General features: G+C 49.7%; 10 protein-coding genes. 4 read left to right on the forward strand and 6 right to left on the reverse strand.

Annotated elements, in window-relative coordinates:
- The first annotated feature begins 6 nt into the window (after positions 1-6).
- Positions 7-795, forward strand: a complete 789-nt coding sequence (locus tag K9N75_RS17570) for a DUF2076 domain-containing protein (RefSeq protein WP_224451950.1) — start codon at positions 7-9, stop codon at positions 793-795.
- A 67-nt stretch (positions 796-862) separates the two neighbouring features.
- Here the strand turns inward: K9N75_RS17570 and fhuB are convergent, their stop codons facing one another.
- From fhuB to fhuA, 4 genes are all read right to left on the reverse strand, one after another.
- Positions 863-2,881 carry a Fe(3+)-hydroxamate ABC transporter permease FhuB gene (gene fhuB / locus K9N75_RS17575; protein WP_130953882.1) on the reverse strand — a complete coding sequence of 673 codons (2,019 nt, stop codon included), beginning with the start codon at positions 2,879-2,881 and terminating at the stop codon, positions 863-865.
- Positions 2,878-3,795: a Fe(3+)-hydroxamate ABC transporter substrate-binding protein FhuD gene (gene fhuD / locus K9N75_RS17580; RefSeq protein WP_130953883.1), complete on the reverse strand. Its 918-nt coding sequence runs from the start codon at positions 3,793-3,795 to the stop codon at positions 2,878-2,880. The genes fhuB and fhuD overlap by 4 nt, the downstream gene beginning before the upstream one ends.
- Positions 3,796-3,821: 26 nt before the next feature.
- Positions 3,822-4,619: a Fe3+-hydroxamate ABC transporter ATP-binding protein FhuC gene (fhuC, locus tag K9N75_RS17585; RefSeq protein WP_175320348.1), complete on the reverse strand. Its 798-nt coding sequence runs from the start codon at positions 4,617-4,619 to the stop codon at positions 3,822-3,824.
- Between the two features lie 77 nt (positions 4,620-4,696).
- Entirely contained in the window at positions 4,697-6,874 is a 2,178-nt protein-coding gene (gene fhuA, locus K9N75_RS17590; RefSeq protein ID WP_008814555.1) for a ferrichrome porin FhuA, read from the reverse strand.
- Between the two features lie 700 nt (positions 6,875-7,574).
- Here fhuA and ompC point away from each other — a divergent pair.
- Positions 7,575-8,729, forward strand: coding sequence for a porin OmpC (ompC, locus tag K9N75_RS17595; protein WP_224451951.1), 1,155 nt, complete (start codon positions 7,575-7,577; stop codon positions 8,727-8,729).
- Positions 8,730-8,909: 180 nt separating this feature from the next.
- On the opposite strand, the gene mrcB is transcribed toward ompC, so the two are convergent.
- On the reverse strand, positions 8,910-11,486 hold the full coding sequence (gene mrcB, locus K9N75_RS17600) for a bifunctional glycosyl transferase/transpeptidase (protein ID WP_039190115.1): 2,577 nt from the start codon (positions 11,484-11,486) through the stop codon (positions 8,910-8,912).
- 106 nt (positions 11,487-11,592) lie between these two features.
- On the reverse strand, positions 11,593-14,067 hold the full coding sequence (gene hrpB / locus K9N75_RS17605; RefSeq protein ID WP_224451952.1) for an ATP-dependent helicase HrpB: 2,475 nt from the start codon (positions 14,065-14,067) through the stop codon (positions 11,593-11,595).
- A gap of 53 nt (positions 14,068-14,120) precedes the next feature.
- Here hrpB and thpR point away from each other — a divergent pair, with 53 nt between their 5' ends.
- Both thpR and sfsA read left to right on the forward strand, forming a co-directional pair.
- Positions 14,121-14,681: an RNA 2',3'-cyclic phosphodiesterase gene (thpR, locus tag K9N75_RS17610; protein ID WP_008814559.1), complete on the forward strand. Its 561-nt coding sequence runs from the start codon at positions 14,121-14,123 to the stop codon at positions 14,679-14,681.
- A 37-nt stretch (positions 14,682-14,718) separates the two neighbouring features.
- Positions 14,719-15,426 (forward strand): DNA/RNA nuclease SfsA, encoded by a 708-nt coding sequence (sfsA, locus tag K9N75_RS17615; RefSeq protein WP_061059611.1) that lies wholly within the window; start codon positions 14,719-14,721, stop codon positions 15,424-15,426.
- Positions 15,427-15,539 lie beyond the last annotated feature (113 nt).

The raw sequence follows: 15,539 nt of genomic DNA on the forward strand, positions 1-15,539 counted from the left end.
GTTCCTATGTCAGAGCAACAATCCGTAGAGCAACGCGTTATTTCCGATCTTTTCTCCCGAATCCAGCAGGCGGAAGCAGGCAGTGGGCCTCGGGATGCCGAGGCAGAACGTTTGATTCAGGAATGTATCGCTAAACAGCCTGCGGCGCCCTATTACATGGCTCAGGCAATGCTGGTACAAGAAGCGGCGATTAAGCGCCTGAACGATCAAGTGAATGCGCTACAGCAGCAGGTGACTCAATTGCAAAGTCAGCCGCGTCAAAGCAGCGGTGGTTTTCTGGCAGGTTTGTTTGGCGGCGGCAGCGAGACTCGACCAACATCGGCTCCAAACAGCGGCAGCCAACCCATTCCTGGTGCGGCAAACTACGCTAACAGCAATTATGCTAACAACAATTATGCTAACAACAATTCTGCTAACAGCGGCTATGCCAATAATGGCTATGCTGCGGCACCGTCTCGTCGCAGCGGTTTCTTAAGCGGGGCGTTACAAACTGCGGCGGGTGTCGCTGGGGGCGTTGTGATTGCCGATATGCTGACAGGTATGTTCCGCAACAGCCAGCCAGAAGAGATTGTGAACGTGGTTGAAGACAACAACATGGTTCAACCCGATTCAGCCCAGCCCGATCTCACTCAAGCGGATAATGCGCAACCTGATAACACTCAGCCAGACTTGCAGAATGCTGATTGGCAGGATGATACGTCTAATCAAAATGGACAGGACAGCGGGTTCTTCGATTCAGGCTTTGGTAGCGACGACGATAGCGACAATAACAACGACGATGATTCGTTTTTCTAACGCTCACAGCTAAACATCAACACTAGCCGCACCATGCGGCTAGTTTTTTATCTATTTGAAATGAGTTCTATCTCGCCTGCTTGCGTAGCAAGAAAATAAAGTATGGCGCACCAATGAAGGTCGCAAGTAAACCGGCTGGAATTTGGTAAGGGAACATCACCATTCGTCCACACCAATCCGCAAACATCATCAGGAAACCGCCGATAAGCGCTGCGATCATCAGTTGTGGCATGGCGCGTTTGAAACCTAACATACGTGCCATGTGGGGGGCCATCAGCCCGACGAAGCTTAACGGGCCCGTCATCAGCGTTGCCGCCGCCGTGAGCGCAGAGGCAATCAGTAAAATCGTTATCCGAGAAGGCATTAGCGCCACGCCAACGGCTTTCGCGGTGACAGATCCCAGCGGCAACAGCATCAGCCAGCGTCGGCAAAGCGGAGTCACGGCAATCAATACCGCAGCCACTCCAGCGGTACGCAACGCCTGAGCGCCGTCAACGCCATAGGTTGAACCAGCCAGCCACGTCAGCAGCATCCCTGTACGCGGATCACCGCTCGCCAAGACCATGACAACGAGCGTGGAGAAAACCGTGCTTACGGCGATCCCCGCCAGCAGCATTCGCTGGGCAGAAAAACCGTTTCGACTCGACGTAATCATCACCAACAGTAGCGTGAGCGCCGCACCGAGACTGCCAGCCGGGAGTAGCCAAACGAACGCGTTGCCCGGAACCAACAATAGCAGTACTAATACGCCGAGTGCCGCACCAGAAGTGATACCTAAAACCTCAGGGCTCGCCATCGGGTTTCCCGTGAGTTTTTGGATCATGGTTCCCGCAACGGCCAGCATCATGCCTGCCGCTAACGCGGCAATCACACGCGGCCAGCGCCACGGCATCATCTCTTCAATCTGTATGCCCTGTGCCCAGTACCAACCTTCGCTGCCACGCCCAAACAGCAGCGCGATGAGCAGTGCAAGCGCAAGCAAGACCATGCCTACGATCATCCAGCGCCAAAGATGATGACGCTCCGGCGCGACTTGGTCGCCCTGATTCATATCAGGCACATTGCCGCGGGTTCGCAGCTTAGGCAATAACCACAGCAATACCGGCGCGCCAATCAACGCGGTCGCGGAGCCGGTTGGAATTTCATGCCAAACCACTGCTAACCATTGCACAACCTGATCGGTTAACCAGAGCAGTAAAGCGCCGATCAGTGGAGCCATCACTAGGCGTTGAGACAAACGGCGAGCGCCACAGATACGTGCTAGCAGTGGGGAGAACAAACCGATAAAACCAATAACCCCAACGGCATTCACCATTTGGGCACTGATCAAAACCGCCAAAGCCAAGGTCGCGAGACGCGCAGAGCTCAAACCTAAACCTAAATTTTTCGCAACACCGTCGTCTAAACCAAGGAGCGTTAAAGGGCGAATAAGCAGCGCAGAGAGAATGAAGGCGACCAACAAGCGCGGAGCAAGGTCGGTAACATTATGCCAATCGTGCTGGTTTAACGCCCCGCTCGCCCACACGAACATGCCCTGTAGCGATTCATAGTTAAACAGCGCCATCAGGGAATTAAGTGCGCCGCAGTATAGCCCCATGACCAAGCCTGCAAGGATTAACGTTACCGGAGACATACGTTTGCCCCACGATAATCCAAACACGATGAGCGCGACTAACACCGCGCCGAGCAACGCGGCAACTTGCATCATCCAACTTCCGGGGGCTACAGCCAGCAGTATCGCAGCCGTCACACCAAACTGCGCACCAGCAGAAACGCCCAGCGTTGCGGGTTCAGCCAGTGGGTTTTTCAGCACCTGTTGGAACAGCAGCCCCGCTAGGCCAAGACCTGCACCAACCAGCAGAGACACCACACCGCGCGGCAAAATGCTGTAATGCATCACAACCTGTTGGATATTATTAATATCGGGCGTGGTCATCGCCTGCCACCATTGATTAACCGGTAGCTGGTGATGGAAATTAAACAGCGTCAAGGCCAGCGCAGGCAGCGCGAGTAAGAGCGGAATCAGCCAAAGCAAGATTCTATGTTGGGCATTTTTACGTTGAGAATGATTAACTCTGGCGTTCATGATTTTGCTCCTAGCGCCGATTCAAGCAAATCACAAAAACGCATAGCTGAAAGCGTCGCTCCGTAGAACCAAACGCCCGGTTGGCTAATCACTTTTCTGGCACGAACAAATGGCAACGCCTGCCACAAAGGCGTCTGCTGTACCTGAGCAAATAATGCGTCATTACCATGGCTGAAGAAAATAGCCTGTGACTGCGGTGATACCGTCGCCAACTGTTCAATGCCGACAATAGCGCTTCCCCAGAAGTTAGTTTCCCCCGTCCACGCATTTTTTAAACCAAGTTCATCCATCACTTCTTGGAACATACTGCCTTTGCCAAAAACTAACGCATGGTCGGCATCCAGCAACGTAAACAGCAGCAGCGGGGTTTTATCCCAAGGACGTAGACGCTGTCTACTTTGCGCCAAACGTTGCTGAAACTGCGCCAAATGCGCGGTGGCACGTTCTGGAATGCCCAGTCTTGCCGCTAGATTCTGCAACGATTGTTTAGCAAGCTTAAGCGGTGTGCCTGAACCATCGTTAAAGGAGAATCCCATCGTCGGGGCGATAGTTTGCATCTTTGGCACCGACGGACCAAAGCCTTCAGAATAGAGAATCAGAGAGGGGTCGATCTGCTGGAGTAATTCCATATTGGGTTCGGTACGATTCCCCAGATCGAGTACCGAAGGCGCTAACTGAGGCTCTTGTACCCACAAACGATAATTGGCAATTTCCGCTACGGCAAGAGGTGTTATGCCGAGCGTCATCAGCAACTCTATCGGTAACCACTCGAGCGCCACGATCCGGTTCAGATCGGGAAATTCTGTTTTAGAATTTAGCGATGCATGCGCGGCTAGAGGCAGCAAGAGCGGCGATAAAGTCAGAGCCATCACGAAACGGCGACGCCCTAAATCGGGAAAGTTAAAACGGCTCATGGGTAATGCTCATCAGAAAACGATCATCAAAAAACAAAGCTCACCGGAGCACCACCGCTTGGATGCGGCAGCGTTCCCATCGGAATACCGTAGATTTTTTCTAACACCTCACCTTGCATGATTTGGTCCGGTGTACCCTGAGCGATAAGCTCACCGGAACGCAGCGCCATGAGATAATCGCAGTATCGTGCAGCCATATTAATATCGTGTAACACCGCAATAACGGTTAAACCGCGTTCGCGGCTGAGACGTTGGATCAGTGCCAGAACTTCAACCTGATGCGCAATATCCAGTGCGGAAGTGGGTTCATCAAGCAATAAGCAGCGACTATTTTGCGCTACGGTCATTGCCAACCAAGCCCTCTGTCGTTCGCCACCGGATAAGCTATCAACCAAGCGTCCAGCCAGAGGTTTGAGATCGACCAACGCAATTGCCTCTTCCACTCGTTCACGATCTTCACTGCGAAAACGCCCCAAAGCACCGTGCCAAGGATAACGACCGATAGCGACTAATTCGCGCACGGTCATACCTTCAGCGGCCGGAAGTTGCTGTGGTAAGTAAGCAACCTCACGCGCAAACGCCTTGCTGTCCCAATCAGCGAGCGGCTTAATGCCTAACAGAATCTGTCCCTCGCTAGGAGATTGGTGACGGCCAAGCATTTTTAACAACGTAGATTTGCCCGAGCCATTATGACCAATCAGGCCGCATACCTGCCCTTGGGGGAACGTAAGAGAGACATTTTGCAGCAATGTGCGCCCTGGGACAGTAAAGCTAACCTGTTGCAAAGCGAAGGTAGATGGGGTGGAAATCGCCGTTTTACTCAATTGCGGTATGACCTTTAGTCTTATGTTCTTTGTATAAAAGAACGGGTGCGGTTGACCCGCACCCTTGAGAGTACATCTTAGAAACGGAATGTCGCTGTAGCAACAATCTGACGCTCTGCGCCCCAGAAGCAGCCATTGGTTGCGAAGCAGCTAGAAACGTATTCTTTATCAAACAGATTGTTCACATTCAGACCCACCGATGAACCAGGTAGGTTGAAACGAGCCAGATCGTATTTAATCATCGCATTCCAAATCGTGTAGTCAGGGACTTTGAACGTGTTAGCTTCATCACCCCAAGTGGAGCCGACATAACGCACACCAGCACCTGCCGATAGCCCACTCAGCGCTGTTTCGTGGAAAGTGTAATCCCCCCACAGAGACGCCATGTGCTTAGGTATAATTGCCGGTGTATTTCCTTGATTAGTCGTATCTTTGGTGTATTCAGCATCCGTATAGGTATATGACGCCAACAGGTTAATATTCGTGGTCAACGCAGCCTTGCCTTCAAATTCGACACCACGAGAGCGGATTTCGCCAGTCTGCTGCTGATACCAGCCTTTATCGGCATGCTCTGTATCCGTCACCAAGTTGTTCGACTTGGTCAGTTGATACAAAGCCAAAGTAGCTGAAACTGGGCGGTCTTCAGGAATGTATTTCACCCCTGCTTCATACTGCTCCCCTTTAGAGGGAGAGAACATTTTCTTGTCGTAGCCAGCACCGATATTAGGCTCAAATGATTGCGCGTAGCTGATATAAGGAGAAATACCGTTATTAAATAGGTAGTTCAGCCCAATTCTGCTAGTAGATTGGTGATCATTTTGCTTACCATAAGTATTCGCTACACGATCTTCAACGGTACTCTTTGCCCAGTCATAGCGCGTACCTGCAGTTAGAATCCATTGATTCCATTCCGCTTGCTCTTGCAGATAAATACCAACCTGTTCTTGACCATCGACTTTGCTTGTTGGATTTAACGGACTACGATTGTCATTTCCATATTGTGGGTTAGCAAGGTTTAGTGGGGTTGTAGTCCCCCACCCACCAACAATATCGTTACGCATATTCATATAGTCCACGCCCATTAAAAGCGTGTGGTCGACATCGCCAGTACCGAATTTAGCCTGTCCCTGAGTATCTACGGTGAAGTTATTCAAACGTTCATTGGACAAAATGTAGTTTCGGTTCAGAACTGTATCATTGGTTGCATCCACGCCAACGCCATAAACGTTATTTTGGTTGGTATGCAACTGCATGTATCGCAGGTTTTGTCGCACAGTCCACGTATCATCAAAGTCATGGGTAAAGCTGTAGCCGACCATACGAGTTTGACGGGAGTAGAAATTGCTTGATTCACCTTCGTTAAAGTCAGGAGACAAACGACCAAAAGACGCTTTCTGGACGGTTCCTTCTTTTGGCAGCCAACCGTAATAGCCCATATTTGGATCGTTTTGGATGTATGACATTATCGTCAGGTTAGTATGCTCATTCGGTTGCCAACTGAATGATGGCGCAATTGCATAGCGTTTAACCTTAGCCATTTCTTGCTGATCGTTAGCATCACTTGCTAACCCCGTCAAACGGAACGCATATTCACCGTTGTCATCAAGCGCATCACTGAAATCAAAGCCCGTTTCAAATAAGCTATTGCTGCCCATCTTGAATTGTACTTCACGGAGGGGTTCTGTTGTCGGGCGCTTAGAGACAAGAGACACGATCCCACCTGGGCTGCTCTTACCATACAAGACTGAAGAAGGACCGCGTAATACTTCAACGCGTTCTAAGAAATATGGGTCAATAGAGGCTTCATTAAAATAGTCCCCCTGAAGCTTTAAACCATCCAAATATTCGTTTTGGTTAACAGAACCAAAACCGCGGATGTAAACAGCATCATAGACATTGGAACTACCACGGCTTCCTACCATCACGCCAGGAGTGAAACTCAATGCTTCTTTGACTGACGCTGGCTGCTGTGTATCAAGCTGCTCGCGAGTCACCACGGAAACTGACTGAGGAGTTTTAACCAAAGCAGTATCAGTTTTCGTCCCTGTTGCACTACGTTTAGCCGCGATTGTCGGAGATGGACCCCATGCGCTTTCCTGCTCAACACCGCCGCCGGCAGTCACAACCATAGTGTCATCTGCCTGATTTTTTTCAGCTGTATCAGCAGCATTGGCGAATGTAGCCCACATGCCTAGGCTAGCAGCAATAGAAACTGCAACCTTAGTCCGGGAATATTTGAACGATGGTAAAGTCATGTTGGTTTCTCTGGCGAAAGATAAATAATAAAGTAAACGAGAATGATTATTATAAAGATCGCATTTTATGCGTAACCAAATGTAAAGTTCAAGCAAATTTCGTCCTTATAAGAATCAAGGGCACAAAAAATAACCTTTAACTTATTATGGGATAAATCAATAGGTAGGAACTATCCAAAAGTGGAGGTTTATTGGATAGGAAAATATGAAAAGGATGTCGTTCAACGTTATGCGGATGTTATATTTGGTTTGCAAAAATAATTTAATTAAACGCATACAAATAACAAATTAAAATACAAAGTATATTTCTTATTTTTTCTTGTAGTATGAAAACCATCAACTGCCTATATCCATATGGCGTGACTCGCCCTCGTCGTGTCGCGTTCTCTTCCATCACCCATATCAATTAAATTAAATGACATTTAAATTTAAGCACAGATTAAATAAATGAAATCACTAATGAAATTAAGTAAGAAAACACAAAATCCATAACATAAAAACATTGTTAAAATTAAAGCATTACAAAATGATATTGATATCAATACTATTTACCGCCCCCGTCACAAAATTAATTATTTATTTTATGAACCATATTGTAATTTAATAACCAAGCGACTTATCCTGCTCATGTCTTAAAAGGAATCCTTATAAATAATAAGGAATAAGAATAATACAAAAGCGTCAATTCAAGGAAATGATAATGAAGCGTAAAATTCTAGCGGTGGTAATTCCTTCTTTATTACTGGCAGGTATGGCAAATGCTACAGAAATTTATAATAAAGATGGCAATAAGTTAGATTTGGAAGCTAAGGTCGATGCCCGTCATCAGTTTTCTGAAAACAAAGGTGATGATGGTGATGAAACTTACCTGCGTGTAGGTTTCAGAGGCGAAACTCAAATCAGCGATCAGCTCACAGGCTTTGGTCAGTGGGAATATAACGTTCAAGCAAACCACACCGAAGGCGGTTCTACTGGTGGAACCAGCGGTAATGCCACTCGTTTAGGTTTTGCTGGTCTGAAGTTTGGTGACTACGGCTCATTTGACTATGGTCGTAACTACGGCGTCGTGTACGACGTTGAAGCGTGGACCGATATGCTGCCTGTATTCGGTGGCGATAGCTACACGCAAACCGACACCTTCATGAATACCCGTGGCAATGGCATGGCAACCTACCGCAACAGTGATTTCTTCGGTTTGGTTGAAGGTTGGAACTTTGCTCTGCAATACCAAGGCGCAAACGACAATGGCGGCGCTGAAGGCAACAACGGTACGAATAATGGTGATCGCAAAACCTCAACCCAAAACGGTGATGGTTTTGGTGTTTCAACCACTTATGATACCGGGATGGGCCTGAACTTCGGTGCCTCTTTCGCAACGTCAAACCGTACCCACGCTCAAGAGTTCGAATCTACTGCAGGTGGTCACACTGCTGACGTTTGGACCATTGGTGCCAAGTATGATGCTAACAACGTTTATTTAGCGGCAATGTATGCTCAAACTCAGAACATGACCGCATACGGTAGTGACGACGGGGAGCTTACCAAGGCCAAGATTGCCAACAAAACGCAAAACGTTGAACTTACCGCACAGTACCAGTTCGACTTTGGTCTGCGTCCATCCTTAGGTTATGTTTACTCCAAAGGTAAAGACCTCGGCAGCATCGCTGGCGATGGCCGCCATGACAATAAAACCTTAGTAAATTACATTGAAGTCGGTACCTACTACTACTTCAATAAAAACATGTCTACTTATATTGATTATAAAATCAACTTAATGAACGACAATGACTTCACTCGTGCTGCGGGTATTACAACAGACGACGTTGTTGGTGTTGGCTTAGTTTACCAGTTCTAATCTAGTCTGATTTTTATCTTATTGAATGCAACGGGTAGCGCAAGCTGCCCGTTTTTTGCTTATTTAACGATCAGGGAATTTCATTGGAAATTCATTTGATACCAAGCTCATTATTCATGACTTAACTAATAAAAAAGCCTCCAACGAATGGAGGCTTTTATTTTATTCGGCAAGCAGTAGCTAGTTGCTACCAAACATATCTTTTATCCACCCCGCAACACCATCACTACCTTTTTGTTCCTGTGGCTGCTGAGATGGCTGCCCTTCAGTCTGAGGTTGCTGTGACTGAGTGGCAGGTTGCTGGGCCGCTGACGCTGCACACAATCCCTCAGGGTTCTCTGTCCAAACCGGAAGAGTCCGCAAACCACCGCCATTACACACAAAGTTACCTGAGCCATCAATACTCATGGTGGTAATGCCCTCTGGCGGTACCAAATTCAACGGCAGAGGAGTTTGGTTTTCTAGATAGCGGCGATATAAGGTTAGAGCTCCGTTCGCCCCAGTTAGCTTAGCTGGACCATTGTTATCACGCCCCACCCAAGCAATAGTGACTTCCTTACCATCTACGCCGGCAAACCAGCTGTCGCGCAGATCGTTCGTAGTCCCCGTTTTCGCAGCTAAATGATAGTTACCAAACTTCGCAGTAAGAGAACGTGATGTTCCACGAGCCACGACCTGCTGCATGCCATACAATGTCAGATAAGCCGCCTGAGGAGGCACTACGCTTTGCGCCTGTGGCAAGCTTTGATACAGCACGGTGCCATCTTCTGCAATCACCGAGCGTACGGCTGATAGCGGTGCTCGATTACCACCGCCAGCAATCGTTTGATACTCCTGCGCCACTTCCATTGGTGTAAGGCTAATAGCCCCCAGTAACATCGATGGAACTGGATTAATCACATCCTTAGGAATGCCCAAACGCTGCAAAGTTGCGCTGATTTGATCTAATCCCACAGACATGCCCAAGTTTACCGTTGGTACGTTAAGCGAGTTTGCTAACGCATCCACCAGCATCACCTGACCACGATACTGACGATCGTAGTTTTTCGGCTGCCATATGCTGCCATTAGGTTGCTTCAATGACAGGGGCTGATCCGCAAGCCACGTGTTTAGACGATATTTATCTGGCTCACTCAACGCCGTCAGGTAAGTCGGTGGCTTAGCCAGAGAGCCGACCGAACGACGAGCGTCCATCGCTCGGTTAAAGCCAGCAAACTGAGGCTGAGCGCCCCCCACCATCGCACGAACTTCACCGCTGAAGCGGTCAACAATTACCATTGCGGCTTCAAGATCGTTCACATGACGTGCCGCTTTCAGGGCAGGAATACCATCCTCTACCGCTTTTTCTGCCGCATCCTGAGACACAGGGTCTAGCGTGGTAAAGATTTTCACACCGGACAGATCGTTTATCTTGCTGCCCAGTTTCTGCTGTAACTCTTGGCGAACCATTTGCATAAATGCAGGCTGTGGCGAAATCACGCCACCTTTAGGCTGTACACCGAGAGGACGTGCGCTCAGCATGTCATAAAGTTCTTTGTCAATAACCTGCTGGTTTTCGAGCAGTTTTAGTACCAAGTTACGACGTTCCAGCGCTAATGTAGGATTGCGCCACGGATTATACAGCGAAGCACCTTTCACCATCCCCACCAGCAACGCTTGCTGATCGAGACTCAGTTCATCAACTGGACGTCCGAAGTAATACAAACTAGCCAGCGGGAAACCACGGATCTGATCGCTCCCACTTTGCCCAAGATAAACCTCGTTCAGATATAGCTCTAAGATCCGATCTTTGCTGTAGCGATAATCGACGATCAGCGCCATATAAGCTTCATTGATCTTACGCCACAGAGAACGCTCGTTACTCAAGAACAGGTTCTTCACCAACTGCTGAGTCAACGTACTCCCACCCTGTACCGCACGACCAGCAGTCAGGTTGGCAACCACGGCACGACCGATAGAGTAGAAGCTAATCCCGTCATGCTCATAGAAATGGCGGTCTTCCGTTGCGATCAGCGTATCCACCAGCAGGTCTGGGAATCCGCTACGCGGGACAAAAAGACGCTGCTCACCGTTCGGCGATTGCAGCATGGTGATTAAACGAGGATCCAAACGGAAGAAACCAAACTGGCGCTGGTTGTCCATGTTCTGGATCTGACTCAAACGATCGTTGCTGAACACCAGACGCGCGTGGATCTGCCCTTCTTTTCCATCCGGAAAATCAAACGGTCGACGCAGCAAATCAATATTATCGCCGTTCACCGAGAACTCACCCGGACGTGTAATACGGCTAACCTGACGGTATTGCATTCCTTCCAGCAGATTCACCATCTCTTTTTTGCTGTAGGACATACCCGGTTCTAGATCGACCATGCGGCCATATACGGTGGCTGGCAACTGCCAGACTTTGCCGTCGATGCGCGCGCGGATCTGCTGATCAAGATAAAATCCGTAAATCGCCAATAGTACAAAGACGATCAGCGCTAATTTGATCAGTAATCCAAGCAGTCTGCGTTTACGCGGTTTTTTCACCTTCTTACGCGCCACATCGTCCTCTCTGTCATCATCTTCATAATCATCATCTTCTTCTTCATACTCGTCTTCGTCGTGATAGTCCGAGCTGCGACGAAAATCATCGCGATAGTCATCATCGTCGTCGTCATAACGGCGGCGGCGATTGGAAGCCGTTCTACGGGAAGGCGGGTTCCCCCCCTTTTTACTTTTACGTCCGATCGGCTCGCGATCATCATCCCTAGACATTATTCAGTTCTCCAGCATTGGCGCCTAATCTGTTCCTCACGGTCCACTGGGGGAAGAGGAAACCTCTGAAATTCACCCAGAATCACCACTGAGTATGGGAAATCATTCACTGAAAACGCTTCGTGCGTCGCGTTGGCAGCGCGTTACCCGGATCGTCAGGCCACGCGTGTTTTGGGTAACGCCCTTTCATCTCTTTTTGCACTTCACGATACGAACCTTGCCAAAACGCAGCGAGATCGCGAGTAATTTGTAAAGGTCTACGAGCCGGAGATAATAGCTCTAACACCAGCGCCACACGCCCCTCGGCAATCTTAGGACTTTGCTGTTCGCCAAACACTTCCTGTAAACGCACAGCTAACACGGGAGGTTTATCGCTAAAATACTGGATGGGCAAATGCGATCCCGTCGGCACAGTGTAATGCGTCGGCAAGGCACTATCTAGACGTTGGCGGGTCGGCCAATCCATCAAACTTAACAGAGCCTCGGTTAAATTAATATTCTGCAAACCGCGCAAGTCACGCACGCCATTCAAAGACGGAAGCAACCAATCTTCCAGCGAATCTAGCAGGCTATCATCATCAACGGCTGGCCAGTTAACGTCTGGCAACCACTGCGCTGCACATTGTAGCCGTAAACGCAGCTGTTGCGCAGAATCGCTCCAATTTAAGGCGCTAATTCCTTGGTGACGAACCCAATTGAGCAACGCCTGAGAGAGTTCCTCTGCGGAAGGTTTTGCCAATGGTTGAGCTTTCAGCACCAAGCGCCCTAACTGCTGGCGTTTCCATGCCCGCAGAGTGCCTTTGGATTCATCCCACTCCACACTGGTTTGCTCGCTGATGAGATGCGGCAAGCGTGGCGCCAGACGCTCAATATCACAGGGTAAGGCCAGCAAAATTCGCGCTTCACTGTTATTTACACCCTGCAATAGATTCGCCACGATCATCCACGGCGTACGCGCCAATGCATCGTCCGGCTCCATCGCAGCCCCTAGCCCGTTAGCCAGCAGATATCGTCCATCTTGTCCGCGTAAATTGGCGATACGATCGGGATATGCATGCGCAAGCCAAAATGCCGCCTCCTCAGGCTCAACCGTCCCCTGACCTTTTCCTAAACGCCGACAAAGCTGATCCGCACGCCGCTGCCAATGATTTTGCGGATGATAAAGCGCATTACGCAGATCGACGTTACCGCCACGCGGAGGCTCTTCGATAATCGCGGCCAGCAAAGCCGCCGTCGCCAGTGCATTTTCTCCTGCCTGCTGCGCTGCACACAGCATGGCAGCTAAACGCGGATCGCTGCCCGCATCGCTCATAACACGGCCTGTCGCCGTTAAAGCCCCCTGTTCATTGACGGCTCCCAATTGAAATAGCAGCCGCTGTGCCACCGAGATGGCGGCCTGCGGGGGAGTATCCAGCCATTGAAGCTGAGCGACGTCGGTACATCCCCATTGCAACAGATTCAGCCATAGGCTGCTCAGATCGCTATGTAAGATCTCTGGCTCACTGTATTCAGCGGTACGTTCCGCCTGCTCTGCAGCCATCAAATGCCAGCAAATACCGGGTTCGAGACGCCCAGCGCGCCCCGCACGCTGCGTCATTGAGGCTTGGCTGGCTCTTTGTGTCACAAGCTTAGTCAGCCCACTGCGGATATCAAACAGGCTCGCTCTTTCCAATGTGCTATCGATAACCAAGCGAATACCGTCAATCGTCAGACTGGTTTCCGCAATGTTAGTGGCCAGCACCACCTTTCGACGACCTGCCGGTGACGGATCGATAGCCTTCTGCTGTTCAGACAAAGGCAAAGCACCGTATAACGGGCAAAGATCCGTATCGTCATCAACACAGCTCTGCAGCAATTCTGCGGTGCGTCGAATTTCCCCCACCCCAGGTAAAAACAGCAATAAAGAGCCAGATTCCTGTCGTAACAAATTCAGCACCGCATTACAGGCAGATTGCTCCAATCCTTCATGCGCAGAAACGGGAGTATAGCGGCGAACCACAGGGAAACTTCGCCCTTCTGAACGGATCACGGGGGCATCCGGCAACAATTTAGTTAAGCGAACGTCGTCCAGCGTCGCCGACATAATCAGCAAACGTAAATCATCACGTAGCCCTTGCTGTACATCCAGCAGCAACGCCAGAGCTAAATCGGCCTGTAGGCTACGTTCATGAAACTCATCCAGAATCACCAGAGAAACGCCGGACAGCTCCGGATCTTGCTGTAACATTCGGGTCAAAATACCTTCAGTGACCACTTCCAGCCGCGTTTGCGTACTCACCTTTGTGTCGGCACGCATACGGTAGCCCACTGTCTGCCCTACGTTTTCACCTAACTGCTGAGCAAGACGATTCGCCACACTACGCGCAGCCAAGCGACGCGGCTCCAGCATAATAATCTTGCCATCCAGCCAGTCGGCTTTCAGTAACTGCAGCGGCAACCACGTAGATTTACCCGCACCTGTTGGCGCATTGAGTAACACCCGAGCAGATGATTGTAAGGCGGCCAGTAATGGCTCAAGCACGGCGGCAACGGGAAGTAAGGACACGAAGACTCCAAAATAAGAGGTATAATGCTTTAACATCAGCTGGGCTGCATTGTAGCATTCAGCGGTGAAACTAAGAGAAATGAGAACGCATGTCTGATACCCGCCGACTATTTTTTGCCCTGCCATTACCGCCAAAAACCCAGCGAGCGCTGGTGAAATGGCGTGCAGAGCAGTTTCCACCGGAAGCTGGGCGTCCGATTGCTGCGGCCAATCTGCATATCACATTGGCTTTTCTCGGCGAGGTGAGCGAACAAAAATCGCTGGCATTACAAAATATGGCTTCTCGCATCAAACAGCCTGCGTTTAGTCTTGATTTGGACGATGCGGGCCACTGGCCCGGCGCTGGGGTTGTATGGCTTGGCTCACGCCGAGCACCACGTGGGTTACTGCAATTAGCTGAACTTTTGCGCTCACAGGCCGCTCGTAGTGGGTGCTATCAAAGTCCTTTCCCCTTTCACCCTCATGTTACGCTGTTACGGGGTGCGACAAAAACGGTGGCAATACCGCCATCAGGTTTTCATTGGCCCGTAGCATTTGAACACTTTGCGCTCTACTCCTCTGAATTTCGGCGCGGACGCACTCGGTATGATCAGATCGCATGTTGGCCATTAATCACGCAAACAAAACGCGGTTCTGAACTTTCAGAATAATCTTGATCTATATAATAGAAAGAAACAGAGGAAACCCATGCTTTTTGCTCCTCCACTCCAATCAGGCCGCCTCATTCAACGCTATAAACGTTTTCTCGCTGACGTTCAACTGACTGACGGTAGCGAAATGACAATGCACTGTGCGAATACCGGCGCCATGACGGGATGTGCAACGCCCGGCGATACCGTGTGGTATTCCACTTCGGATAATCTCAAACGAAAGTATGCTCATTCTTGGGAGCTAACCCAAACTCAGCAAGGGCATTGGATTTGCGTAAATACTATGCGAGCCAATACGTTAGTGCAGGAAGCCATTGCCGCAGGACGAATAAAAGAATTATCTGGTTACACAAAAGTGCGTACCGAGGTGCGCTACGGTGAAGAAAATAGCCGTATCGACTTGTTATTACAGGCAGAAAATCGACCTGACTGCTATATTGAGGTGAAGTCTGTCACCCTACTGCAACAGGGCTGTGGATACTTCCCTGATGCGGTAACGTTGCGCGGGCAAAAGCACCTTAGGGAGCTTGCACAACAGGTTCAAAACGGACAACGCGCAGTGCTGTTTTTCGCCGTGCTGCATACCGGTATTGAGAAAGTTGCGCCAGCACAACATATTGACCCGCAATACGCGGAATTACTGGCACAAGCCTGTGCGCTAGGCGTAGAAGTCATATGCTATGGAGCACAGATAAACGCGGAAGGAATTGAGCTAAACAACCCGCTACCGTTCGGGTTGTATTGAGTCTGCTATTTCGTCTTCTGTTGAAAAAAACAACAAAAAACGCAGAGCCGCTCGCCAAATACGCCGTCCTTCACACCATTGTCAAGCATTATGCAGGAATAATTGCCAACCTG

Origin of the sequence: Hafnia paralvei (assembly GCF_020150375.1) — a bacterium.
Lineage (GTDB): Bacteria > Pseudomonadota > Gammaproteobacteria > Enterobacterales > Enterobacteriaceae > Hafnia > Hafnia paralvei.